The 25,389-nt window shown below is 70.3% G+C and carries 17 protein-coding genes; 10 read left to right on the plus strand and 7 right to left on the minus strand.

The genetic code is table 11. The features are described 5' to 3' along the window. Window positions 1-92 precede the first annotated feature (92 nt). The 3 genes from OG194_RS02940 to OG194_RS02950 all read right to left on the minus strand — a co-directional run bounded on the left by OG194_RS02940 (window position 93) and on the right by OG194_RS02950 (window position 5,890). Window positions 93-1,088: an MEDS domain-containing protein gene (locus tag OG194_RS02940; RefSeq protein WP_327399227.1), complete on the minus strand. Its 996-nt coding sequence runs from the start codon at window positions 1,086-1,088 to the stop codon at window positions 93-95. Window positions 1,089-1,209: 121 nt separating this feature from the next. After that, window positions 1,210-3,525 carry an ATP-binding protein gene (locus tag OG194_RS02945; protein WP_327399228.1) on the minus strand — a complete coding sequence of 772 codons (2,316 nt, stop codon included), beginning with the start codon at window positions 3,523-3,525 and terminating at the stop codon, window positions 1,210-1,212. Window positions 3,526-3,766: 241 nt separating this feature from the next. Then, window positions 3,767-5,890, minus strand: a complete 2,124-nt coding sequence (locus tag OG194_RS02950; RefSeq protein ID WP_327399229.1) for an alpha-galactosidase — start codon at window positions 5,888-5,890, stop codon at window positions 3,767-3,769. 169 nt (window positions 5,891-6,059) lie between these two features. Between OG194_RS02950 and OG194_RS02955 the strand changes: the two genes are divergently transcribed. The 8 genes from OG194_RS02955 to araD all read left to right on the plus strand — a co-directional run bounded on the left by OG194_RS02955 (window position 6,060) and on the right by araD (window position 17,276). Further along, window positions 6,060-7,130, plus strand: a complete 1,071-nt coding sequence (locus OG194_RS02955; RefSeq protein WP_327399230.1) for a LacI family DNA-binding transcriptional regulator — start codon at window positions 6,060-6,062, stop codon at window positions 7,128-7,130. Window positions 7,131-7,269: 139 nt separating this feature from the next. Then, window positions 7,270-8,583, plus strand: a complete 1,314-nt coding sequence (locus OG194_RS02960; RefSeq protein WP_327399231.1) for an ABC transporter substrate-binding protein — start codon at window positions 7,270-7,272, stop codon at window positions 8,581-8,583. Window positions 8,584-8,659: 76 nt separating this feature from the next. Beyond that, window positions 8,660-9,631, plus strand: a complete 972-nt coding sequence (locus tag OG194_RS02965) for a carbohydrate ABC transporter permease (protein WP_327399232.1) — start codon at window positions 8,660-8,662, stop codon at window positions 9,629-9,631. Beyond that, window positions 9,628-10,482 (plus strand): carbohydrate ABC transporter permease, encoded by an 855-nt coding sequence (locus OG194_RS02970; RefSeq protein WP_327399233.1) that lies wholly within the window; start codon window positions 9,628-9,630, stop codon window positions 10,480-10,482. Before OG194_RS02965 ends, OG194_RS02970 begins: the two co-directional genes overlap by 4 nt. Window positions 10,483-10,568: 86 nt before the next feature. Further along, window positions 10,569-13,133, plus strand: a complete 2,565-nt coding sequence (locus OG194_RS02975) for a CBM35 domain-containing protein (protein WP_327399234.1) — start codon at window positions 10,569-10,571, stop codon at window positions 13,131-13,133. 129 nt (window positions 13,134-13,262) lie between these two features. Next, on the plus strand, window positions 13,263-14,945 hold the full coding sequence (gene araB, locus OG194_RS02980) for a ribulokinase (protein ID WP_327399236.1): 1,683 nt from the start codon (window positions 13,263-13,265) through the stop codon (window positions 14,943-14,945). A 50-nt stretch (window positions 14,946-14,995) separates the two neighbouring features. Further along, complete coding sequence (gene araA, locus OG194_RS02985) at window positions 14,996-16,513, plus strand: L-arabinose isomerase (protein ID WP_327399237.1); 1,518 nt, start codon at window positions 14,996-14,998, stop codon at window positions 16,511-16,513. A gap of 37 nt (window positions 16,514-16,550) precedes the next feature. Beyond that, a complete protein-coding gene (araD, locus tag OG194_RS02990) occupies window positions 16,551-17,276 on the plus strand; it encodes an L-ribulose-5-phosphate 4-epimerase AraD (RefSeq protein ID WP_327399238.1) in 726 nt (241 codons plus the stop codon). Between the two features lie 26 nt (window positions 17,277-17,302). Here the strand turns inward: araD and prcB are convergent, their stop codons facing one another. The 4 genes from prcB to OG194_RS03010 all read right to left on the minus strand — a co-directional run bounded on the left by prcB (window position 17,303) and on the right by OG194_RS03010 (window position 22,501). Then, window positions 17,303-18,157, minus strand: a complete 855-nt coding sequence (gene prcB, locus OG194_RS02995) for a proteasome subunit beta (protein WP_327399239.1) — start codon at window positions 18,155-18,157, stop codon at window positions 17,303-17,305. Window positions 18,158-18,229: 72 nt separating this feature from the next. Beyond that, a complete protein-coding gene (locus OG194_RS03000) occupies window positions 18,230-19,192 on the minus strand; it encodes a lysylphosphatidylglycerol synthase transmembrane domain-containing protein (protein WP_327399241.1) in 963 nt (320 codons plus the stop codon). A 319-nt stretch (window positions 19,193-19,511) separates the two neighbouring features. Then, on the minus strand, window positions 19,512-20,993 hold the full coding sequence (locus OG194_RS03005; protein ID WP_327399242.1) for a hypothetical protein: 1,482 nt from the start codon (window positions 20,991-20,993) through the stop codon (window positions 19,512-19,514). A 230-nt stretch (window positions 20,994-21,223) separates the two neighbouring features. After that, window positions 21,224-22,501 carry a hypothetical protein gene (locus tag OG194_RS03010; protein WP_327399243.1) on the minus strand — a complete coding sequence of 426 codons (1,278 nt, stop codon included), beginning with the start codon at window positions 22,499-22,501 and terminating at the stop codon, window positions 21,224-21,226. A 198-nt stretch (window positions 22,502-22,699) separates the two neighbouring features. Here OG194_RS03010 and OG194_RS03015 point away from each other — a divergent pair, with 198 nt between their 5' ends. Further along, window positions 22,700-24,139, plus strand: a complete 1,440-nt coding sequence (locus tag OG194_RS03015) for a hypothetical protein (RefSeq protein WP_327399244.1) — start codon at window positions 22,700-22,702, stop codon at window positions 24,137-24,139. After that, the gene (locus OG194_RS03020) at window positions 24,136-25,278 is read left to right on the plus strand and encodes an ARPP-2 domain-containing protein (protein WP_327399245.1); all 1,143 of its coding nucleotides are present in this window, start codon (window positions 24,136-24,138) and stop codon (window positions 25,276-25,278) included. Before OG194_RS03015 ends, OG194_RS03020 begins: the two co-directional genes overlap by 4 nt. The last annotated feature ends 111 nt before the right edge of the window (window positions 25,279-25,389 follow it).

The following is a 25,389-nucleotide window of genomic DNA, read 5'->3' on the forward strand; positions in this document are numbered from 1 at the left end:
GGTGCGCCAACAGACCCGGCCTCGTATTCACCATGCGTCCGCCGTGCCCTTCGAGGCGCGGGGGGAACTACCCGAATCCGCGGGCCGGTTCGTCAACCTGCCGATACGAGGGCCGTCTCCATACGGATGGTCCACCCCTCCTTCGCCCCGTCGCCGGACCTCATGTCGACGAACTCGCAGACCTGACGGGTGTGCCAGAGCCCGTCCTCCGGACGCACTTCGGCACCCGGCGGCCGGAAGCCGAGGAACGGGTCGGTGATCCGGCCGCGCGGGGTGCGCAGTTCGCAGATGATGCGCTGCCGGGTCGACCACAGCCGCAGGTGTGCGCGGTCGCAGCCCTGGGCGGCCGCGTAGCGCGTGGCGCCGGACACGGCCTGCCCGAAGCGGGCCGCCTCCTCGGGTGCCATGCCGCGCGCCCGTGCCTGGTCCGCCGCGAACCGGTGACCGGCGGTCAGGTCCCGGTCGAGGCCGATGCCGACCGCGTCCTGCGGCGGCGCGGGCAGCGGGCCGAGGCCCTGGGCCGCGTAGACGGCGGGCTCGGTGAAGAGCGAACTGGGTTGAACACCTTGCCGGTTGAGCTCTGTCGGGTGGGTGTGCCGGGCGGCGTCGACGACGTCGGGCGGTGCGGTCCGGGTGTCGTACAGGCACATCAGGTCGGGCGGGGCGCCGGTGAAGAGTTCGGTGGCGAGGGCCTCGTACCGTTTCCACTCGGGGATCTGGCGCGGCGAACGGCCCTCCCAGACCGGCTCGCCCGTCATGTGGAGGAGGCCCTCGGGGCTCGCGTGCGTGACGTAGTAGTCGAGGGCGGTGGCCATGCTGTTGGCGGGGCTTCCCCGGTACCAGCGGGCGGAGTCGCGGAAATCGACCTGGCGGGCGTCGGGGCCGAGCGCGTCCCGCAGCAGGTCCAGTTTGCGCGGGGTGGTGATGACCACCGGGTCCGGTTCTTCCTCGGCGACGATGCCGTCCCTGAGGAACGGCACCACCACCGCCAGGAACTCCTCGTCGGACGAGTGGATGCCGGCGTGGTGCTTCACGCAGGGGGCGGGTGGGACGGGTCGGGTGAGTGTGGTGGGTTCTCCGTGTTCCATCGGTCTGCCTTCCTTCTCGTTCGGTTCGCGGCCGTACGTGATCTCTGCAGTACGTGGTCCCGGCAGTACGTCATTGCGGCTGTACGTCGTCACGGCCGCACGTCGTCACGGCCGTACGGCATCAGGGGCGGGTGACCCGACGCGCCTGCGCCCAGACGGCGACCTGGCTGCGCGAGGTGAAGCCCAACTTGCTGAGGATGCGCTCCACATGGCCCTCCGCCGTGCGCAGCGCGACGACCAGCCGGTCGGCGATCTGCTGGTTGGTCAGCCCCTCGGCGATCAGCTCGGCGACCTCCGTCTCGCGGCGGGTGAGCGGGCTGTCGAACACCGGCCGGGGCGCGGACTCCCGCTCACCCAGCGCGTAGGCCACCGCGTGGTCCGAGGTGAGTTCGAGGCCCTCGCGGTAGGCGTTCTTGAATCCGTCGCCCAGCAGTGCGCGGGCGCCGTCCTCGGCCTCGGTGCGCACCGGGCCGTGGGACGGGGTGCGGTCCAGTGCGACGTGCGCGTCCTGCCAGATCCGTTTGGCGGCGCCCAGCAGAACGGCGGCGGGGCGGCCCTCGCCGTCGCGGGCGTGGACCGCGGCGAGCAGTTCCAGCGTCATGCCGGTGCCGAACACATCACCGACCGCCCGCTTGAGCCGTAGGCACTCCCGGGCGTGGACCCTGGCCGACACCTGGTCCCCCTTGGCCCACTCGGCGAAGGCGAGGATGCGCAGGAGGTAGGAGTGGATCCACTGTTCGCCGTAAGTCAGACAGACCTGCCGGAACTCCTCGCACAGGGCCATCGCACGGTCGAACTCGCCCTGGATCGCTAGGACATGGGCCAGTTCCACGTACTTGAAGCCGACGAGGCTCATCGACTCGCCCTCGCGCGGCGGGAGGGCGAGCGCCTCCTCGTACACGGCCCGCGCCCGTCCGTAGTCCCCGCTGATCAGGCAGGCGCCGCCACGGCCGAAGAAGGTGTGCGCCACCTCGGCCTCGTCGCCCAGCCGCAGGGCGAGTTCGCGGGCCTCCTCGACGAGTGGCGCGGCCCGGCCGGCGTTGCCCTGGCTGAGCAGCATCAGGGCGAGGGCCCACAGGGCGCGGGCCCGTGCGACGGTCGGCTCGGGGGCGGCGGCGAGCAGTCGCTCCAGCCAGTACCGGCCCTCGACCAGGGCGCCGGTCGCGAACCAGAAGAACCACAGATGCCCGGCCAGCTTCAGCCCGGCCCGCAACTCCCCCGGTGTGTTCAGACAGAACTCGAACGCCGAGCGGATGAGATCCGACTCCGCGTGCAACCGCCGGACCAACTCCGGCTGCTCGGGGCCGAACCAGCGCCGCTCGCACTCCTCGACGAAGTCCAGGCACCAGTCCCGCACCCGGCGCCGGGCCGCCTCCTCCGCGTGGGCGCCGTCCTCGCGGAGCCGGTCGAGGCCGTACTGCCGGATCGATTCCAGCATCCGGTACCGGGCGTGGACGGCGTCGCCGTCCCGGACCAGCAGCGACTTGTCCACCAAGCCGGCGACGGCGTCCACCAGTTCGTCACGGTCGAGCCCGGGACCGGCGCACACCTCCTCGGCCGCGCCCAGGTCGAAGCTCCCGGTGAAGACGGAGGCGCGCGCCCACACCGTCTGTTCCTCGCGGGTGCACAGGTCATGGCTCCAGTCGACGGCCGCGCGCAGGGTGCGGTGCCGGGGCAAGGTGTCCTCACTGCCCCCGCTGTCGGCCAGCAACCGGTAACGGCGGTCGAGGCGGTCGAGCAGCTGCTGCACGCCGAGGGCGCGCATCCGTACCGCCGCCAGTTCGATCGCGAGCGGCAGCCCGTCCAGCCGACGGCACAGGGCGGCCACCGCGTCCTGGTTGGCCGTGGTGAGGGAGAACCCGGGCAGTACGGCGGCGGCCCGGTCGGCGAAGAGGGCCAGTGCCGGGTACTCCAGCGCGGGTTTCGCCGGCAGCGGCTCGCCCGCCGTGGGAGTCGCCAACGGCTGTAGTTCCAGGACGTGTTGGGCGGTCACATCCAGCGGATGTCTGCTGGTGGCCAGCACCCGCACCGCCGCGGTCTCCGCGAGAAGCGTCTCGACGAGCCGTGCGCACGCGTCCGCCAGGTGTTCACAGTTGTCCAGGACGAGCAGCGTCTCCCGGTCCTGGAGATGGTCGACGAGGACCCGCACCGGCGAACGACCCGACACGTCACGGATGTTGAGGGCCTCGATCAGGGCGAGCGGCACCAGCGAGGCATCCCGTACACCGGCCAGCTGCACGATGTGCACCCCGTCGGCGAACGCCCGCGCCAGCCGGGGCACGGCGTGCAGCACCAGCCGGGTCTTGCCGACCCCGCCCGTCCCGGTCAGACTCACCAACCGGTGGGCGCCCACCAGACGCTTGACCTCGGCGGTCTCCTGACGCCGGCCGACGAAACTCGACGCCCTCACGGGTCGGCCGATGATCTGCCTTGTCACGGATACCTGCACAATCGGTCCCGCCTCCGAAAGTGGACTTCAAGAACTGTAGGGGCGGGAAGCGGACGAAGCATCCGCAGCCCGGCATTGCCAGTTGAAGGCCCTTTTCTGACGGAACATGCACGAAATCCGCCGCATGCCGATCACCGGTGGATCAGCCGTGCAACGACAGCGGTGGAGTCCTCCGGCCCAGCGGACGGGAGGACTCCACCGGACGGAAGGACGCCGGCGACCCTACGACTCAGCCGGCGCTCAGCCGCACGAGGACAGCGGTGTCGGTGCGAGGCAGCGACACCGTCAACCGCCCCTCGGCCGCGTCCCATTGCACACCCGCGTCCGAGGTCCCCGGGTACAGCACGGTCGCGTGCACCGAGGCACCGCGCAGATGCGGGACCGTGAGAGCGCGGCCGGTGTCGTCCGACGTCCGTCTCCACACCATGACGTACGTGGACTCCGCCCCCCGCAGCCCGTGCGCGATCCACCCGTCCTCCCAGCCGGGAAGTCCCAGCGGCCAGAACGGATGCCCCGTGCCGATCTCCCCCCGGACCTCCTTGTAGACGGAGACCGCCGAGCGGACGAGGTCGAACTGCTCGTCGTTCATGAGGTTGAGGAAGCCGGAGAGGTGGATACGGCCGAGGAGCGGGCCGGTGAGGGTGAAGGCGATCTCGTCGAAGGTCTGGTCCGGCTGCGGGTACGCCCACACCGCGGCCTGCTCCGGCGTGGCCGCGGTGGCCGCCGCCGCGGTGATGGGCGGGTAGCGCAGCGGGTCCTGCTGGTCGCTGGTGGACTGGAGCTGGGCGACGGCCAGTTGGGCGTAGTCCCAGCGCAGACCGCCCGATCCGCAGTTCTCCAGCACGAGTCGGGGATGACGGTCGAGGAGTCCGGCCATCCAGTCGAGGTGGGCACGGTGGTGCCCGAGCAGTCCGGCGCCCGCGCTCTCGGTCCCGTTCTCGGTGCCGGGGCCGATGTTGATGTTGTAGTCGAGCTTCAGATACCCGACGCCCCACTCCCCCACCAGCCGGTCCACGACCTCGTCGAGATGCGCGCGGGCGGCCGGGTGGCGCAGGTCGAGGTGGTGCCGGCCGTGTTCCGTGACGCGCAGGCCGCCGCGCCGGAAGAACGCCTCGGGCGGCAGGGTCTGCGCCAACGGGCTGCGTACGCCCACGACTTCGGGTTCGAGCCAGAGGCCCGGGGTCATCCCGCGCTTCGTGATGGCGTCGAGGACTTCCTGGATGCCGCCCGGGAAACGGTTGGCCGCGGGCTCCCACGCGCCGACGGAGTCCCACCAGCCCTGGGCGTCGTCGTCGTACCAGCCCGCGTCGATGACGAAGACCTCGGCGCCCGCGTCCGCCGCCGACTCGACGAGCGGCAGGAGCCGTTCGGTGGTGGGGTCGCCGTTCAGGGTGTTCATGTAGTCGTTGTAGATCACCGGGAGGGTGCGGTGGTCGGGGTGGTCGCGGCGGATGCCCCGGCGGTAGTCCGTGAGGGTGCCGAAGGCGGCGTCCAGGCCGCCGGTCTCCGCGCGGACGAGGACGGCGGGGACGGTGTGGAAGTCCTCGCCGGGGGCGAGGAGTTGGTGCCATTGGTGGTGGGCGTCGTCGGGGCCGAACAGGGCGATGTAGGCCCCGCCCTCGCGTTCGCCGGTCTCGAAGCGCCAGCCCGCGCTGGACTCGATCTGCCACAGCCAGGCGTTGCCCTCCGGGTCGGTGAGGGCGGCGACCGGGAGGTGCCGGCCGGTGGACCAACTCCCTTGTGAGGAGCGCTCGAAGCAGCCGCGCCCCTCGCGCCCGTGGGCGAACCGGCTCAACGGCACGACCTCGTCGCGGAGTTCGGCCTGATGCCAACGGCACTCGGCGAGCCAGTCGTTGTCGGCCCAGTGCAGGGTCAGCCCGTCGAGGCCGTCCTCGACAACGGAGGATTCGGCGACGGAGGAGGTGATCCCGCCGAGGGTCAGGGTCGTCACGCTCTCCAACCGGAGCGGCTCGGCACCCTCGTTGACCAGCCGCACCCGCGAGCGCAGGAAGCTCGCACCGGGGCTCGCCTCCAGGGTGACCTCGGCGGCCAGTCCGGTCACCGGGTCCACGAGCCGGATCGTCGTACGCTCCAGGCCGCCGTCCCGCAGTGTCCGCGTGTCATGGCTGCGGTAGGCCAGGCGCTCGCCGATGGCCGTCTCGATGAAACGCTCCCCCGACCACAGGCGCCCGTGACCGGTCGCGGTGACCTCGACGAGGGGGACCAGGCGATCCCAGTCCTGGTCGGGATTTCCCAGTCTCACCGACCCGTTGGCGTCCAGGACGGCATGCAACCCGAGCTCCGGGTGCGACCAGATACGGGACCTCTCGGCTGTTTCGACGACACTGGTCAACACAATTTCCCCTTCTGGGACAGTTCGGTCCTGCGGCTCTCGTACAGGCGCTGAACTGGGGCTTCTCACCCGCCAGGCGGGAACTCTCCGCTCCGGCCGGTGTGTTCGAAAGGTAAATCCCCAGTTACGGTCTCTTGACGCCCACGTTGTGACCGCTCACAATCCTCGCATGGATGTGACCGGTCACACAAGCTTCGGCGGCCACGGCGACCCCCCTCAGGGGCCGCAGAAAGCCGCCAGTATCCGCGACGTCGCGGCTGCCGCAGGCGTCTCCTACCAGACCGTTTCGCGGGTCATCAACGGCCACCCGAACGTCAAGGAGGAGACCCGAAAGCGCGTCGACGCCGCCATCCAGACCCTCGGCTTCCGGCGCAACGCCACCGCGTTCGCCCTCGCCAGCGGGGTCACCCGATCGGTCACGGTCATCACGTCGAACACCGTCCTCTACGGCTATGCGGCCACCCTGCAAGGCCTGGAGGAGGCGTCCCGCGCCGCCGGATACGCGCTCGGTGTGCGGGTGGTGACCCCGGAGGACGACCTGGACCGGACGATCGCCGCGGCCGCCGACACCGGTGGCGGCCTGGTGGTCATCGGCTACGACCGCATCGGTGCCGCCGCCCTGGACCGCGTACCGGCACATGTGCCGTGCGCGGCGCTGGTGGAGGCACCGGCGCCGGGCCGGACACCCGGCCGGCCGGCGGTGTGGGCCGACGACCGTGAGGCGGCCCGTGCCGCCACCGAGCACCTGTTGTCGCTCGGGCACGCGAACGTCCACTACGTAGCGATTCCCGCCTCGACCGGAACCCGGCGCCTGGCGGGCCCCCGAGCCGAGGGCTGGCGCCAGGCCCTGGAAGCGGCCGGCATCACCCCGCCCCCGCCGTCCGGCAAGGGCTGGGACGCCCAAGCCGGCTACGAGGCGGGGAAGAAGCTCGCCCGGAACAAGGACGTCACCGCGATCCTGTGCGGCAACGACGACCTGGCACTGGGTGTGCTGCGCGCCCTGCATCACGCGGGCCGACGGGTACCGGAGGACGTCAGCGTCATCGGCTTCGACGACGCCCCGCACTCCGGATTCGTCACCCCGTCCCTCACCACCGTCCGCATGGACTTCCACGGTCTCGGCCGCGCCGCGTTCGGGCTGCTGCGCGCCCAACTCGACACCGATCAGCAGGAGTCGGCGCCGGTACCGGCCGAACCCACCCTCATCCTCCGGGAGAGCTCGGGGCCACGGGAGGCCTGAGCCGGACGTCCGTCATCGCCCTGTCCGTCACGTCCGCCGTACCCGCCCTCGCCGTATCCGTCAGCCGTCTTCCCCGCAGTCGTCGCACATCAACGCAGCACAGCCCTGCCTTCCTTCCGCGTACGAACAAGGATCCGCCATGAGAAGAGCCGTCTCCGTCCTTGCCACCGCCTGTGTCCTCGGGCTGACCGCCACCGCGTGCAGTGACAGCACCGGTGGCGCCACGACCGCCGCACCCGAGGGTTCGGTCAACCCGACCGCCTCCCTCAAGGGCGTCAAGCTCACCATGTGGGTCGCCCAGAACAGCGTCTCGGAGCCCAAGCAGGCCATCGAGGCGTTCGAGAAGGCCACCGGCGCCAAGATCAGCACCGAGGTCATACCGGACCCGTACGAGTCGAACGTCCCGACCAAGCTCGCCTCGGGCGTCAAGCCGGACCTGATGTTCTGGCAGCCCACGGGCAGCACCCTGCCGTTCGTCCAGCCGGCGAAGAACCTGCTGACCCTCGACAACGAGGACTGGGTCGCCAAGCTCGGCACCACGGAGAAGACCCTCGGCCAGGTCGACGGTCACCGCTACGCGGCCATCGTCACCAGCCCCGCCGTGCTCGGCGTCTACTACAACAAGGACGTCTTCGCGAAGGCCGGCATCACCACCATGCCGAGCAGCTACGACGAGCTGCTCGCCGACGCCACGAAGATCAAGTCGAAGGTCTCGGGCGTGGCCCCGTTCTTCGAGGTCGGCGGCGACAAGTGGCCGCTCCAGTGGCAGGTGCAGGCCCAGATGACGGATCTGCCGCAGTCGTTCTGGGACAACCTCAACAAGAACAAGGACAGTTGGACCAACAAGACCATCGTCGACGCGATCACCAAGTACAAGACGAAGGTCCTCGACGGCGGTCTGGCGCAGAAGAACTACAAGACGGCCACATTCGTCGACCAGGGCAAGGCGATCATGGACGGCAGTGCCGCGATGGCCGTCAACGTCACCGCGCTCCAGTCCGAGATCCAGGCCACCTCCACCACGGCGGAGATGGACAAGAAGCTCGGCTGGTTCCCCATCGCCAACAGCTCCGCGAAGGCCGAGTACTCGCCGGACCAGACGAACGGCGTCGTCGCCTTCAACACCGGTGACACCAAGCGGCAGAACGCGGCCCGGCAGTTCATGTCCTTCTGGCTCGGCCCGGACTACCCGGCCTACATCAAGGCCAACAAGCTGGTGTCGGTGGAGCCTTCGGTGGCCAACCCCGACGGCCTGCCGCAGACCGCGATCGCCCAGGCCAAGGCCCTGTCCAGCGCCCAGGGCGTCTTCCAGGTCAAGGCGCTCACCGCCCCGGACCTGCACCTCGCGCTCGCCGACATGATCTACGGCAAGAAGACCCCGCTCCAGGTCGCCCAAGCTGCCGAGGACCAGTTCAAGCAGGTCCTCAAGGCACGCGGCGTCACCGGTTTCTGACCGGCGCCACTGAGCCAGCCCTTCCCCCCGGGCCGCCCGTCGGCGGCGTGCCCGGGGCCGTACCGGAGGTAAGAAAGTGGTGGACACCGCCACGATGGACGCTCTCGACGCCACGCGCGCGAAGGACCGGGACCGAGACCGGGACAGCGCCCAGGACAGGCCGTCCCGTCGTAACCGGCTCCGCGGCAAGGCCAACCAGCCGTGGTGGTTCGCCCTGCCCGCGCTCGCCGTGTTCGGCGTGTTCTTCCTGCTGCCGAATCTGCTGAACTTCGTCTACCCGTTCACCGACTGGTCGGCGTTCCACTCGCAGATCGGCTTCGTGGGACTGTCGAACTTCAGCACCATCCTGCATGACGGGTCGATGGCCCGTGACATCCGCATCACCCTGGAGTACGCGGTCCTCGTGGCCGTCTTCCAGAACGGCTTCGGTCTCGCCCTGGCCCTGCTGCTGGAGCGCGACACCCGCTTCAACCGCTTCTTCCGCGCGGTGTTCTTCCTCCCGGTACTGATCTCCGCGCTCGCCGTCGGCTACATCTTCCGCGCCCTGCTCGCCCAGGACGGAGCGCTCAACAGCGTGCTGTCCTCGCTCGCGGGACACCATGTCGACACCCCCTGGCTCGGCTCGACCACCTGGACGCTGGTGGTGGTGACCCTCATCCACGGCTGGAAGTGGATGGGCCTGGCCATGCTGATCTATCTGGCGGGCCTGAAGAGCATGCCCGGTGACGTCCTGGAGGCGGCCCGGATCGACGGGGCCGGCTGGTGGCGCACCTTCTGGTCGGTGAGGTTCCCGCTGCTCGCGCCCGCCGTCACCTTCAACGTGACGACCGCGCTGATCGGCTCCATGAACACCTTCGACATCGTGCAGGCGACCACCGGAGGCGGTCCCGGCAGCGAGACCGAGGTCTTCAACATCTACATGTTCCGCATCTTCGGCCAGGGCCTGTACGCGCAGGCGTCCGCGATGAGCCTGGTGCTCTTCCTCATCGTCGTCGTCCTCGCCGTGCCCGTCATCGTCGGCCTGCGCCGCAGGGAGAACAACCAGTGACCACCGTTACCGCGTTCGCCCCCGCGCACCGGCGCCCGCTGCGCTGGGTCCAGCCGCTCGTCGTCCTGATCATCGCCGGCGTCACCATCGGCATCCCGCTCTGGCTGGTCGCGGTCACCTCGTTCAAACCGCAGGCCGAGGCGATCAAGCCCAACCTCTCGCTGCCGCACCACGTCCAGGCCGCCGCGAACTACAAGCAGAGCTTCGACGAGGGCAAGATCGTCCAGGGCTTCGTCAACAGCCTCCTGGTCGTCGCCCCGTCCGTCGTCCTCGTCCTGCTCCTCGGAGCGGGCGCCGCCTGGGTGTTCGCCCGCCGCAAGGGCCGCCTGGTCAACACCCTGTACGCGCTGAGCATCAGCGGCCTGCTGCTGCCGCCCGCGGTGATCACCATCGTCATGGAACTGCGCCAACTCGGCCTGGCCGGCACCCGACCCGGCATGATCGGCGTCTACGCCGGGATGTACCTGTCCACCTCGATCTTCTTCATGACCGGCTTCATCCGCGCCCTCCCCGAGGAGTTGGAGGAGGCCGCCCGCATGGACGGCGCGGGCCCGATCCGCGTCTTCTTCCGCATCATCCTGCCGCTCCTGCGCCCGGTCATCGCCACCGCCACGATCATGGTGATGCTCTACGCCTGGAGCGACATCTTCTACGCCTTCTTCGTCCTCGGCGGAGGCGACAAGGCCACCCTGCCGCTCAACCTCTACCAGGTCGCCAACGCCCAGCTGTACCTCAACAACTGGCACCTGATCTTCGCCTACGTCGTGATGATGAGCCTCCCCATGGTCCTCGTCTTCGTCATAGCGCAGCGCCGCATCGTCTCCGGCATCACGAGCGGCGCCGTCAAGTAGCCCCCGGGCCGGGCCTGTTGAGCCGCCCCGGTCACCCCGAAGTACCCGACAGCCTCCCGCAACGCCGCGGGAGGAGGAGGACAGCCATGCCTCGAACACCCCGTAGATCCCGTTCCGTTCGCGCCCTCATGGGCGTGACCGTGGTGACCGCCGCCCTCCTGGGCACGGCCCTGACCGTCCCCGCCGCGCAGGCGGCCACCCCGACGCTGAGCGTCGACCTCGGCACCACCACCGGCGCGGTCATGCACGGAGCCAACGGCGCCCTGTACGGCCTCAGCGACGACGGAGTCCCCGGCGACAACCTGGTAACTCCCCTGCACATGACGTCGATTGCCCAGAAGGCACCCGACGGCACCCAGCACCCGAACGGTGACGCACTGGTCGTGCAGCCGGAGTTCGCCCGCGGTGGCGGCGGCGACAACCTCATCTACATGCAGGACATCTACGCCTCGTGGCCGTACGAGAACCTCGGGCTGAGCGACTACCTCACCAAGGTCACCACGATGGTCACCAAGGTCGCGGCCCGCTCGGACGCGAGCACGTTCGTGTGGGTACCGTTCAACGAGCCGGACGGCAACTGGTACACCGGGCTCGGCAGTTCGACCACCGCCACGTACCAGAGCGCGCTCGCCAGCTTCGAGAGCGACTGGACGACGGTGTACAACAAGATCCGCTCGATCATCCCGAACGCGCGCATCGCCGGCCCGAACGAGACGCACTACGACGCCCGTCTCATGGGCGACTTCTACCCGTGGGCCAAGGCCAACAACGTCCTGCCGGACATGACCACTTGGCACGAGCTGGACCCGACCTCCCTCTCCAACTTCGAGGGCAACCTCGCCGCCTACCGCACCATCGAGACCAACGCGGGCATCACCGCCCGCCCGGTCAACATCAATGAGTACGGCGACCGCCGCGACCTCTCGGTGCCGGGTCAGATGGTCCAGTGGATGTCCATGTTCGAGCGGAACAAGGTCTACGCCGACCAGGCGTACTGGGACATCGCGGGGAACCTGGACGGCAACGTCAGCCAGACCAACATCCCCAACGGCGACTGGTGGCTGCTGCGTTGGTACGCGGGCCTCACCGGCCAGACCACCAAGGTGACCCCGCCGCAGGCCAACGTCACCGACACGCTCCAGGGCATCGCGTCCCTCGACACCGGTCGCAAGCAGGCGCAGGTCCTCCTCGGCGGCGGCACCTCCGGTTCGGCGAACACGGTCATCAAGAACATACCGTCGTCGTTCGGCAGCACCGTCAACGTCTCGGTGGAGCGCACCGCTTGGAGCGGTTACGAGGGTGCGGGCCCGGCGCCGACGGTGCTCGCCCGCAGCACGTACACGGTCGCCTCCGACGGCAGCATCACCGTCCCGCTGGCCGGCCTCGACCCGATGTCGGCCTACCGCATCGTCGTCAACCCGGCCGGCACCGGCACGCCCACCGCCGCGAGCACCCCGGCGACGGCGTCGTACGAGGCCGAGAGCGCGACCATCACCGACGGCACCGTCTACACCCAGGGCAGCGTCACCAACGCCTACGGGTACGCCACTTCGGGTACCAAGGACGTCGGCAGCCTCAACCAGTCGGACAGCAAGGTCGCCTTCACCGTCACCGCTCCCACCGCGGGCACGTACAACCTGAACGTCTTCTACGGCAACCAGTCCGGCGGCCCGGCGACCCAGACCCTCACGGTCGACGGCGGCTCCTCCCAGACGGTCACCTACACGCCGACGCTGAACTGGACCTACCGCTCCACGGCGAGCGCCTCCGTGTCCCTGACGGCGGGCACGCACACGATCACTCTGGCCAAGGGCACGAACGAGGTCACCCTCGACAAGATCGACCTCACCCCGGCCTCCAGCGCGGACACTTCCTACCCGGCCACGTACGCGGACATCACCGGTTCGCCGACGTACAACTACACCGCGTCCGGTACGACGGGTGCCGGTGCGCTGGCCCTGACCTCGGGCACCTCGGCCGCCTTCGACGTCTACGCGCCGACCGACGGCTACTACACCGTGCACACCGACTACTCCTCCAACGGGTCCGGCACCCTCACCCTGGACGGCGCGACCGCCGTCACGCTGGCCTCCACGAGCGGCACGCTGACCGACAAGAGTTCGCGGCTGTACCTGTCGGCGGGCAACAACCGCATCACGGCGGCCACTTCGGGCTCCACCACGCTGACCGTGCGCGATCTGCGCGTGGCGGCGAGCGGTGACACCACGGGCGTCTCCGCCTACGAGGCCGAGAGCGCGACCCTCGCGGGAACCGCCGCCGCCACCTCGGACAGCTGGGCCTCGGGCGGCAAGTACGTCGGCTACGTCGGCAACGGCTCGGCCAACACGCTCACCTTCCAGGTGACCGCGGCCAGCGCCGGGCGGTACGTCATGAACGTCCGCTACGCCAACGACCAGGTCTCCGGCTCCGGGAACTACAACACCAACGTCGTCTCCCGGGCAGCCCAGATCTCCGTCAACGGCGGTACCGCGCAGACCGTCATGTTCCGCAACAACTACAGCTGGTCCAGCTACTGGGACCTGCCCGTCCCGGTGACCCTCACGGCCGGCACCAACACGATCAGCTTCGCCAACGCGAGCGCCTACGCACCCAACATCGACCGCATCACGGTCGCGCCGGTCTCCGGCTGACCGCCGACTCCGGTCGGGGCCCGGGCACTTGTGCCGGGCCCCGGCCGGGGGTTCCATCCCAGAGATTCATTCTCCACTACATTCGACATGTCGAACAATGACTGAAATATAGAACAGAAGGGCGGCCCGGTGGTGAACGCCGAGAACAGCGAACACACCCATCCCGACACCTACGTCATCGGAGTCGACTACGGGACGCTGTCCGGGCGGGCCGTGGTGGTCCGTGTCGCCGACGGCGCCGAACTGGCCGTCGCCGAGCACCCGTACACCCACGCCGTCCTCGACCGGACCCTCCCCGACGGCACCCCGCTGCCGCCCGACTGGGCGCTCCAGGTGCCCTCGGACTACATCGACGTCCTGCGCATCGCCGTACCCGAGGCACTGGCCCGTTCCGGCGTGCGCCCGGACCAAGTCGTCGGTATCGGCACGGACTTCACCGCGTGCACGGTCCTCCCGGTCCTCGCCGACGGCACGCCCCTGTGCGAACTCCCCGACCTCACCGGCCGCCCGCACGCCTACGTCAAACTCTGGCGCCACCACGCCGCACAGGCCCAGGCCGACCGCATCACCGCCCTGGCCGCCGCCCGCAAGGAGCCCTGGCTCCAGCGGTACGGCGGGAAGATCTCCTCGGAGTGGGAGTTCGCCAAGGCGCTGCAACTGCTCGAAGAGGACCCCGAGCTCTACGAATTGACCGACCGCTGGATCGAGGCCGCCGACTGGATCGTCTGGCGGCTCAGCGGCACTTACGTCCGCAACGCGTGCACCGCCGGGTACAAGGGCCAGCTCCAGGACGGCAGTTACCCCTCCTCCGAGTACCTGGCCGCGCTCAACCCCGCCTTCGCCGGTTTCGTGATCGACAAGCTGGACCAGCCGATCGGCCAACTCGGCGACCGCGCCGGTGGGTTGACCGCGGAGGCGGCCGCGTGGACGGGCCTGCCCGAGGGCATCGCCGTGTGCGTCGGAAACGTCGACGCCCATGTCACCGCCCCCGCGGCCACCGCCGTCGAACCCGGCCGGATGGTCGCCATCATGGGCACCTCCACCTGCCATGTGATGAGCAGCGACCAGTGGGCCGAAGTGCCGGGCATGTGCGGGGTGGTCGAGGGCGGCATCCTGCCTGGGCTCTGGGGCTACGAAGCCGGACAGAGCGGCGTCGGCGACATCTTCGGCTGGTTCGTGCGCACCGGGTTCCCGGCGTCGTACGCCGAGGAGGCCGCCGCGCTCGGCCGCGACCCGCACGAGCACCTCACCGCACTGGCCGCCGAACAGCGGGTGGGCCAGCACGGGTTGATCGCTCTGGACTGGCAGAGCGGCAACCGGAGCGTGCTCGTCGACCACGACCTGAGCGGTGTCCTGGTCGGGCTGACTCTCTCCACACGCCCCGAGGAGATCTACCGGGCTCTGCTGGAGGCGACCGCCTTCGGCACCCGCACCATCATCGAGGCGTTTGAGACGTCCGGCGTGCCGGTGCGCGAACTGATCGTCGCGGGCGGCCTGATGAAGAACCCGCTGCTGATGCAGATCTACGCCGACGTCACCCGCCTCCCCCTCGGTGTCATCGACTCGACGCAGGGCCCCGCACTGGGCTCGGCGATGCACGCGGCGGTCGCGGCCGGCGTGTACCCCGACATCCGGGCCGCCGCCCACGCGATGGCCAAGGCCCGCCCGGCCGTGTACCAGCCGGACCCCGAGCGGGCCGCCGCGTACGACCGCCTCTACGCCGAATACCGGCTCCTGCACGACTACTTCGGCCGCGGCGCCAACGAGGTCATGCACCGGCTGCGCCACCTCCGCGCCGAGGCCTCCGCCTGAGCGGCACACCTCCCCCGCTCGGTGGTCAACTCCCTTTGAAAGGCACCCTCATGGACAGCAACGCCACGCCCTACCCCGACCAGGAGATCTGGTTTCTCACCGGCAGCCAGGGCCTGTACGGCGACGACATCCTGCACCAGGTCGCCGAACAGTCCCGGAGCATCGCCGAGATCCTCGGCGGCCCGGGAAAGATCCCGGTCAGGATCGTGTGGAAGCCGGTCCTCACCGACGCCGACGCGATCCGCCGGCTGTGCCAGGAGGCGAGCGCCTCCGACACCTGTGTGGGCGTGATCGTGTGGATGCACACGTTCTCGCCGGCCAAGATGTGGATCGCCGGACTCAGCGCCCTGGACCGGCCGTTGCTGCATCTGCACACCCAGTACAACCTGTCGCTGCCGTGGCCCAGCATCGACATGGACTTCATGAACCTCAACCAAGCGGCCCACGGCGACCGGGAGTTCGGGCACATCGAGTCCCGGCTCGGCATCGACCGCAAGATCGTCGCCGGTCACGCCACCGACCAGAGGGTCGTGCGGCGCGTAGCGGCCTGGGCCCGTGCCGCCGTCGGCCGACACGCCTCACGCACCCTGAAGCTGGCCCGCTTCGGCGACAACATGCGCGATGTCGCCGTGACCGAGGGCGACAAGGTGGAGGCCCAACTGCGGTTCGGCTACTCGGTGAACACGTACGCGGTCAACGACCTGGTGGCCGTCGTGGACGAGGTCGAGGACAAGGAGGCCGCCGAACTCGCCGCCGAGTACGTCGAGTTGTACGACGTGGTCCCGGCGCTGCGCCCCGGCGGCATCCGCCACGACTCCCTCCTCTACGCGGCCCGCCAGGAGATCGGCCTGCGCACCTTCCTCACCGAGGGCGGCTTCACCGCGTTCACCACCAACTTCGAAGACCTGGGCGGGCTGCGCCAGTTGCCCGGTCTCGCCGTCCAGCGCCTGATGGCCGACGGCTACGGCTTCGGTGGCGAGGGCGACTGGAAGACCTCGGCGCTGCTGCGCACGATGAAGGTCATGGGCGCGGGCCGGCCCGGCGGCACCAGCTTCATGGAGGACTACACCTACCACCTGGGCCCGGGCACCCCGCGCATCCTGGGCGCCCACATGCTGGAGGTCTGCCCCTCGGTGACCGCCGACCGCCCCAGCTGCGAGATCCACCCCCTGTCCATCGGCGGCCGTGAGGACCCGGTCCGCCTCGTCTTCAACGCGGCCCCCGGCCCCGCAGTGGTCGTCGGCCTCTCCGACCTGGGCGACCGCTTCCGGCTGACCGCGAACACGGTCGACGTGGTCACCCCGAGCGAGCCCCTGCGCCGCCTGCCGGTGGCCCGGGCCGTGTGGAAGCCGCGTCCCTCGCTCGCGGAGTCCGCCGAGAGTTGGCTGCTGGCCGGCGCCCCGCACCACACCGTGCTCAGCTCGGCCGTCGACACCGAGACGCTGACGGACTACGCGGCCATGGCCGGCGTGGAGCTGCTGACCATCGACGAGACCACCAGCACCGGGCAGTTCACCAAGGAGATCCGCTGGAACGCCGCCTATCACCGGCTCGCCCAGGCCCTGTGACACCCGTGATCCTGATCGATCTGCAAGGAGAACACCGATGACCGCGCGAGTGCGTGACGGCCTGCGGCAAGAGGTACTGGACGCCAATCTGACCATCCCCCAGGTCGGTCTGGCGACGCTGACCTGGGGCAATGTGAGCGGCGTCGACCGCGAGGCGGGGGTCTTCGTCATCAAGCCCTCGGGGGTGCCCTACGAGGACCTCGTCCTCGACGATCTGGTGACCGTCCGGCTGTCCGACGGCAAGGTGGTCGACGGCGACCTCCGCCCCTCCACCGACACCGAGACGCACCGCTGCCTCTACCTCGCGTTCCCGTCCATCGGCGGTGTCACCCACACCCACTCCCCTCACGCGGTGGCCTTCGCGCAGGCCCGCCGTGACATACCGGTGCTGGGCACCACCCACGCCGACACCTTCAACGGGCCCGTCCCGTGCACCCCGGACCTCACGGCCGACCAGTGCGCGAAGGACTACGAGTACAACACCGGACGGGTGATCGTCGACATGCTGAAGGGCGACGACCAACGGGCGACCGAGGTCCCGGCCGCCCTCGTCGCCAACCACGGGCCCTTCACCTGGGGCGCGACCGCCCGCAAGTCCCTGGAACACGCGATCATCTGCGAGGCCGTAGCCGAAATGGCCATCAACACCCTGGCCCTGTCCCCGACGGCCCCGCCGCCCCCGCATCTGCTGGCCCGGCACTACACCCGCAAACACGGCCCCGACGCCTACTACGGCAACCCGGCCCCCGCTCCCGCCGTCTGACCGGATGCCACAGCCACCCTGGTCGCTCAGGGCGCGACGGTCGGTCCGTCCGGGTGGCTGTGGCGTTGCTCGACCATCTCGCGGGTCAGGGCCTCGGTCTCCGGCTCGGGCAGCCGCTCGAAACCGTCCTCGGTGAGGACCGAGACGACGGGGAAGATACGGCGGTTGATGTCCGGGCCGCCGGTGGCCGAGTCGTCGTCGGCCGCGTCGTACAGGGCCTGAAGTGCGGCAAGGGCCGCGTCGCGCCGGGACATGCCCTTGTGGAACAGCTTCTTGAGAGAGCCTCTGGCGTACGGGGAGCCGGAGCCCTCGGCGTGGAAGTCCGACTTCTCGTAGGTGCCGCCGACGACGTCGAAGGTGAAGATACGGCCCTTGGCGCCTTCGGGGGCGGCGGGGTCGTAGCCGACGAGCAGCGGTACGACGGCGAGGCCCTGCATGGCCTGGCCGAGGTTCTGGCGGAGCAGTCCCGCGAGGCGGGTGGCCTTCGCGTTGAGGGTCATCGGGGTGCCCTCGATCTTCTCGAAGTGCGTCAGCTCGACCTGGTACAGCTTCACCATGTCGACGGCGAGCCCGACCGTGCCGGCGAAGGCGACCGCGGTGTAGTCGTCCGCGGGGTGCACCTTCTCCAGGTCGCGTTGCGCGATGACGTTGCCCATGGTGGCCCTGCGGTCGCCTGCGATCAGCACGCCGTCTCGGTAGGAGAGGGCCAACACCGTGGTGCCGTGCGGGAATTGATCGGCGCCGACGCGGACGCCTTCCGGTAGGGGACGGCGGGTCGGCAGCAGTGCGGGCCGGTGTGCCGCGAGGAACTCGGTGAAGGATGAGGTCCCGGGAGTGAAGAACTCGTCAGCCAACCGGCCACTCGTCTCAGACTCAGCCATACAACTCCCCCTCGCGCGCTGCCGGATACCGCAGTCCTACCTGAACCGGCCGGGCGGGAAACGCGGTTGAGGTCAGAGTGCCTTGCGCCGGACCAGCACCCCGAGGACCAACAGGCCCGGGATCAGCGGCAGCCACACGGTGAGCAGCCGGTAGCCGAGGACGACGGAAGCGGCGGCCGACGCCGTGATCCCCGAAGCGGTGAGCGCGAACACCAGCGCGGCGTCGAGGGATCCGATGCCGCCCGGTGTCGGCAGCAGCGCGGCGGCACTGCTTGCCGCGAGATACAGGAGCGCGACCCGGGCCGGGGACAAGGGCAGTTCGACGGCCTGGGTGACACAGATCAGCACCAGACAGTTCAGCGCGGCGAAGGCCAGCGAGCCGCCCCACAGGGCAGCCGCCCGGTGCGGCCGGACGTGCACGGCCCGGATGTCGGTCAGCACCGTGCCGAGGGCGCGCCGACACCGGGGCCACAACGGGCAGTTGAGCAACACGGCGACGAGCACGACGACCGCGAGGACGACGCCCACCACGCCCACGGAGATGTCAGGGACGCGCAGCACACCCGGGCAGACCGCGGCGAGAACGCCGATGAGCACGATCCGGACGGCCACACCGGCGGTCGCCTTCACGGCGAGAGCACTCGCCGAGCGGCCGACCGGCAGCCCGCAGCGCATCAGGAACCGCAGATTGACGGCACCGGCGCCGAGCCCGGCGGGCAGCACATGATTGGCGGCGGACGCGGCGAGCTGCGAGGCCACCAGCCTTTTCCCGGGCAGCCGTTGGGGCACGGCACCCTGCTGAGCGACCGCCGAGGACACCCACGTCCCGAGCGCGGCCGTCGCGGCCACCAACATCCACCCCTGGTCGGCGGCGGCCAGCCGCCCGGCCCCGCTCGCGAGCACGGGCCAGTGCCGCCGCACCATACAGACGACCGCGACCAGGACAGCGAGGGTCAACGCGGTCTGCCAGTAGGCGCGTCGGCGGCGGGTGGGTGTGGGAGTCGTCGTCGGAGTGGGGGCGGGCGGTGCCGTCATGCGCCGCCGCCATCCACCGGGGCCGGGGCGACGCCGAGACCGAGCGCGCCGTAGCGACAGACATGCCCGCGCGTCGTCTTCGGGAGAGAGGCGGACCCTGCCGTCACGCCCCTCCGGCCCGTCCCCGGCTCCGGGACGACACGGAAACCGAGCGCGCCGTAGCAGCAGACTTGCCCGCGCATCGTCGTCGGGTCAGAAGCAGACCCTTCCGCCGTGCCCCTCCAACCCGTCCCCGGCAACGGGACGACACGGAGGTCGAGCGCGCCACAGTGCAAGACCCGCCCGCGCATCGCCGTCGGGACAGAGGCGAACCGTGCCGTCATCCGTCGTCACCGCCCTCCGTGCTCGGGGCCACCCGGAGGTCCAGGCCGTCGTAGCGGTGGGCGGGCCAGTCGCGGGCGTACGCGGGTGGGCGGCTGCCGACCGGTGTGATGTCGGCGACGGGCATGCGGCGCGCCGTCCGGTCGAGGGTCGTGCGGGACGTGTTGGCGTTGTGGCCCCCGGTCGCGGCCGAGGCGCAGCCCGTGTAGAAGGCGATCGGGATGGCGTCCTGGCCGGTGAGCAGGCAGGGCTTGCGTACGCCGAGGCGGTGGAGTTCGGCGGCGGTGCGGGACCAGTCGCGGTGCTGGGTGTTCGTGCGGTCCACCGTCCTTTCCAGGACGGCGAGTTGGATCGCCAGATGACCGGCGAGGCCGATCGCGAGCAGAGTCACCGCGAGCCGGCGCCATGCTCCGGTGGGTCTGGTGACCAGGTGGATCAGCGCGTCGGCGACCGGGATCGCCACCAGCGCGTAGGCGGGCAGGAGGAAGCGGGGAGCCGCGTATCCGATCATGAACAGGTACGGGAAGGCGGCCGTCGCGGCGCAGGCGAGGGGGACGGCGGTGGCCGTCGTGCGCCGCGCGCGGACCGCGACGACCAGACCGACGACGGCGAGTACGGGGAGCACGAGCCACCACACGTCGACCACGGGGTTGGGCATCTCCGCCGTGCACGGGCGGCACAGCGCGCGTCCGCCCAGGCTGCGCAACTGGTCGAGGACCGCGACATTCCAGCCCAGTCCGCCCTCGATCGCCGAGGCCTCGTGCAACCGCTCCGTCAGGCCGCCGTAACTGACGTACGCCTCGATCACCCACTCCACGGCGCCGGACGCGAGCCCGGCGAGGAGGGCGACGAGCAGGCGCCAGTGACGGACGGCCACGAGGAACGCCAGCAGTGGCAGCGTCACCCAGACCGCGTCCGTCGGCCTCATCCACGCCATCAGGGACGCGCTCGCCACCAGGCCCCACAGGGCGGCCCGGTCGGAGCGGTCGGCCCGGGCGCGCAGGCAGCAGCCCGCGGCGGCGAGCGCGCCCACGGCGACCCAGTAGTTGGGCATGGCCTGGAGGCCGTAGAGGAGGGTCACCCAGAGGGAGGCGAACAGGGCGCCCGCCAGGGCGAGGACGCGGACCGGGAACAGGCCGCGCCAGGCGCGGAGTGCGAGGAAGAGGGCCAGGCCGGAGAGGACGGCGAGGTAGACGCGGAGGAGGGTGGTGGACGAGGACCAGGAGGTGATCGGGGCGACCAGGAGCGAGATGCCGCGGGCCCGGGGTGCGCTGAAGAAGGCGGCGGGGGCGTGCGCGCTGAGCTGGCTGACGTAGACGGTCTCGTCCCAGCCGAGGCCCAACCCGGGCCGTACGAGGACCAGTTGGGCCAGGGTGAAGGCACCCGCCACGGCCGCGAGCGGGTACTCCGAGCGGCGGGACGCGGTCGGCGGTCCGAGCCGTCGCGTCCTGGCGAGTGTGGCGTACGCGCTGTCGGACATTGCCCACCCATCCCCCTACAGTTTGTAGGGTTTCCTGCACCCTACAGCCAGTGGTTCTGAAGGCGGGAGCCAGGGAAAACATGGACAAACTACCTCGCGGCAGACGGAACTGCGGCCTGTGATTCAGCCAAGCGACTGACGGCCCCGCACGCTGCACGGCTCCTCGGCGGAGGCCCCCGCGCTCTCCAGGTCCACTTCCGGGGCGAAGCCGCAGGTGTCCTTCCCAGCGGTCAATTGGCCTGATCGCGTGCGTTGTTGAGCGCTGCGCGGATTCGCAGCCAGGTCGGATCCGCTTCCGTCGCGGTGTCCACTGTCGCCAGATCGTCCGATTCCCAGGTGCGGGTCCCGTCGGTCACCACGAGGTGGTTCTCCAGGTCGTCGCCGTCGGGAACCTCGGGGACCTCGGAGGTGGCGTCCAAGAACGCGGTGACCGCGGCCCTCGCCGTATCGGAGTGCGGGCCTCGGATCTTCGGGGAGTCGCCGCGCACGGACAGGAGGACAAGGTCGCCTCCCGCGCCGGCGACGACGAGTTCGCCTGCCGCCGTGCGGCTCAGCCCGGAGACCGGGGAGCCGGCCAGTACGTCGTGCGCGACCGCGGCCTCCGTTTCGAGGTCGACCTCGATGAGAGTCCCGGTGGGCGTTCCGACCCAGAGCACGCCGGGCTCGGGCCCGAACGCGATGTTCTGCCGTGACCAGGCGCGCATCCCGTCGAGCCACTCCTGCGGGTAGGGGTATCCCGGGCTGGGCTCGCCGAGCGTCGTCGCCAGGACGCGGCGCAGCGAGGGGAACGCGAACACCTCCAGCGAGTTCTCGTACGCGTTGCCTCGAACGGCGAGGTGGCGTCCGTCCGCGCTGAAGACCGGCGTCTCGTACCCGTCGACGTCCAGGATCAACGCCCGGCGCAGCACCCGCATCGCGGCGGCGGGCGCGGTCTCGTGGTCGACCCGCGCGAAGAGCACGTACGTCGCGCCCTGATCGCTGCGCAGTGTCGCCACCAGTCCGCCACCAGGATGTTCCGCGATCCCGGTGTCCCAACGCGGGCCGGAACCGACCGTCCCCGACACCGGATCGAGGACGTCGGAACTCTCCCACGCGTTGTCCTCGTCGCCCGACGACGGCGTTGCCCACAGCGTCCGACCGTCCGGGCTGAACGCCAGACCGCGGTAACAGGCCGTACGGGGAGGCCCGTTCAGCTCGGCAGGTTCGGCAGGTTCGGCGGGTTCGGCCGGGGACCACCGCACCACCCTGCCCGCGCCCGCCACCATGAGCTGCGGCTCGTGCGGATGCCAGGCCACAGCGGGCGATTCCCGCGCCCGGTTCCGGTCGACGGCCTCGTCGTACCCACTCAACTCGGCGGCGACAGAGGCAAGTTCACGCAACCGACCCGCACCGCAGTCCCAGATGTGGACCACCGGACGTTCCGACTCCAGGCCGGCGACGAGAGGAAGCCGTGGATGGCAGACCAACCGCCCGACCTTCCGCCCGCCACCGACTCGTACACGTGCCACAGCCTCGACAACAGTCACCACAACACCCTAGTAAAGCCGGTGGAGGGCTTGTGGCCAGCTCTGTTACGGTCCTGGGGCCGGCCGCGGGACTCCGGTGCGACTTCCGGAACCTGCCTATGAAGCAATGATTCGCAGCTCGTACCCCCATTCCCCGGCCGGCGTCCACAGCTACGGGGACAGCCACGGGGGAAGAGTCGGATGGATTCGTACGGGGACCTCATCGCGGCCGACGACGTCCTGCTCTTCGTCAACGCGGCGATCACCTCCACCGGCCAGCGCGAATTCCACAGCGACGCGGGCGAGCAGCGGCTGTCGTTGGACTTTCTCCACGCGTACATGCTGGGGAACTACCGAGACCTGTATTCCGGTGTTCTCGCGCTCGACATCAACGACCACAACGCGGTCCTCGTCATCCGGCACCTGCTGGAGACCGCCGGTGAGGCCACCGCCGACCAGCGGCGCAGCGAGGGCCGGTTGATCGCGGCCCGGCTGGCGACACTGCCGCCGCAGCGCGTGTACGGGCTGTTCGACGCCCTGCGCCGGGCCCGGGTGAACAACCGTCGCTGCCGCGCGATCATGCGTGACTGGCTGTCCGCCCGCCCGGACGCGGCGTTCGACGCCGTGAAGTACCGCGGCGGCCTCAAGCGGGCCCTTCGTCACGCCCATCTCGCGCCCGCCACCGAGGAGTTGGGGACGTTCGTGTTCGCGCCCCACACCCGCAAGCGGTACGAGGCACCCCTCCTGGAGACCTGGCGCCGCGCGCACTACGAGCAGGCCGCACTGTACGAGCTGCCCTACACGGCCGCCGAGGGCTTCGCCGCCAAGCACGGCATCCCCCGGAAGGTGTTCCTGGAGCGCATCGCCCCGCGGATGACCCGCCTGGAGACCCTACGGCTGCGGGAATCCGCGCACCGGATCGGCGTCACTGGGACACCGGCGGACCTGGCCCGGATGCCGCTGACCCGGTTGGCCACCTATGTGCTGTCGCTGCCGGTCGAGGATCGTCTGCTCCGGCGCGCCGAGCTGACCCACGCCCTGGAATCGGCCGCCGGCCGGGTCGCCGGACGGCACCGGGGAAGTTGGGGCAAGGTCACCGCCGTACTGGACGACAGCTTCTCCACCTTCGGCTCGGTCCACAAGCGACGTCGGCCACTGGCCGTCGCCCTGGCCTGCCACCATCTGCTCGCGGCCCTCGCCGACGACTACACCGGGCTGTGGACGTCCGGGCTGACCGACGCGCTGCTGGCCCGTCCGTACGGTCCGACGCCGTTGGGCCGCCGGATCCTGGACGCGCTGGACACCGCGCCGTCCCGACTGGTGATCGTCTCCGACGGCTGGGACAACGCGCCTCCCGGCCTCGCCGGTGAGGTGCTGCGCGTCTTCAGGACCCGGCTCGACCCCGAGCGCCGCACCAGCGTCGTGCACCTCAACCCGGTCTACGACGCTGCCGACTTCGACGTACGGCGGCTGTCCCCGACCGTGCCCACCGCCGGTGTCCGTGACGCCGAGGACCTGCCCGCGCTGGTGGAACTCGCCCAGTTCGCGGAAGGCCGGACCGGCCTGGCCGAACTCATCACCTACATGGACACCCGGGCGACCCGCATGCTCGACGCCACCCACCAGGAGCGGTCGCGATGACGACACTCGACCTGACCGGCCTGGCCACCCGTCCCTCCCAGGTCTGGGGCGGCGTCCGCCTCGTACCGCTCGTACGCGACGAGCCCGTCGTCGACCTCCGTCTGAACCCGCGCCTCTACGGCGACACGGTCGGCATCGTCGAGGTCGGCCCGCGGCATGCCTACGTCTCCTACGTCCCGCACGGCTTCGTCGCCACCTGGACCGGCGACGGCACACCGGCGGCCGCCTACGGCACCCAGCTCTCCGCCGACGCCGACCCGGTGCCGACCGCCACGATGGGCCTGCGCATCCACCGCAGGATGGCCCGCCGCGAGGCCAAGCACCGCCTGCGGTTCCTCCCCATGCACCTCGCGCTGGAGGGCTACCTGGCACTGCACTTCGGCGGCCCGACGATCGCCTGGGAGGAATGGTCGCAGCGCGCGATCCGCCAAGGCCTCTCCCCGCGCGTCGAGGAGGCCTACGCGGGTGCCGAAGTGCGCGGTCTCGCCGACGCGTTGCGCGTCTTCGAGATCCACCCCGGCCAGTGCGGCGTGCTGGTCTACGTCTCGGACGCGTTGGCGGCCTCGTTCGTGGTCCCGCATCCCGAGGACTACCGGGCGCTGCACTCGTCGCTCCTCCAGGACCTGTACGGCGAACTGATCCACCACTACGCCCTGTTGATGCCGCCGGTACAGGACTTCTGGGCCCGTGTCCCCGACGCGGGGATCCGCTCCCTGGCCGATCTGCGCACGGCGGTCGCCGAACAGGAGCGCGGCTGGGCCCAGTTCCACGACTCCACCATGGCGGCCGAGCTGCTGGAGCAGGAGCACACCTGGCAGTCGGTCCACCGGATGGGGCGTTTCACCCTCTCCCGCTTCCTGCCGCGGTTCCGCCCCAAGCAGGGCAACCACATCGGCGAGGCCATCACCGACGACAGCGGCCGGATCACCTACCTCAAGACATTCCGCCTCTCGGAGAGCCAGGTCCGCCGCGGACACCTCCTCAGCAGACTCGCCGCCCACGACTGGCACCTCGCGGACACCGCGGCCGAACTCGGCCTCAGCGCCGATCAGTTGGGCCTACGGCTGGAGTCCGCCGGTTTCGGCTTCCTGCTCCGCCAGGACGTCCTGGACGGATACCGGAAGCAGCACCGGACCTGAGGCGCTCGCGGCGGCACCGTCCGGGACGCCGAAGCCGAGAAGCGGCATCTCCATGCCGCTGTTCAGGGTCACGTACCGCATGGGGGACGTCCCTTTGCTGTGCGGGCGCGG

The sequence above is a fragment of the Streptomyces sp. NBC_01288 genome, from assembly GCF_035982055.1.
Classification (GTDB): Bacteria; Actinomycetota; Actinomycetes; order Streptomycetales; family Streptomycetaceae; genus Streptomyces.